The 313-nt window shown below is 33.9% G+C and carries 1 pseudogene; it reads left to right on the top strand.

The features are described from left to right. Positions 1–206: 206 nt before the first annotated feature. Positions 207–313 (top strand): annotated as a pseudogene (locus FC60_RS09875) (LtrC-like protein); the annotation flags it as partial.

Below are 313 nucleotides of genomic sequence, written 5' to 3'. Positions count from 1 at the left end.
TCGTCTTGCTTATAGTCATTGGATTCTTCATAATGTGATTGATTAAATTTGAGATTTAGCTCTAGGTCTTTGATCGTTGGCGCTAACCTTCTAATACAAATAATCCCCATCAAGATCAAGACATGATTTCTAAAGAGTATATTGTCTTTAACCCCCAAGACGTCAAGATAGTTTCGGTTGAGAATTATCAAGTTCAGCAAGAGTCAAATAATGACCTAAAACAGTTATCAGCTAAAGCACTTAATAAGTCCTATCAAAGCTTGAAACAACAAGTTCAACAAGCAACTAATCCACAACAAAAATCAGAACTAAA

Origin of the sequence: Limosilactobacillus gastricus DSM 16045 (assembly GCF_001434365.1) — a bacterium.
Lineage (GTDB): Bacteria > Bacillota > Bacilli > Lactobacillales > Lactobacillaceae > Limosilactobacillus > Limosilactobacillus gastricus.
This window is presented reverse-complemented; position numbering and strand designations above follow the sequence as displayed.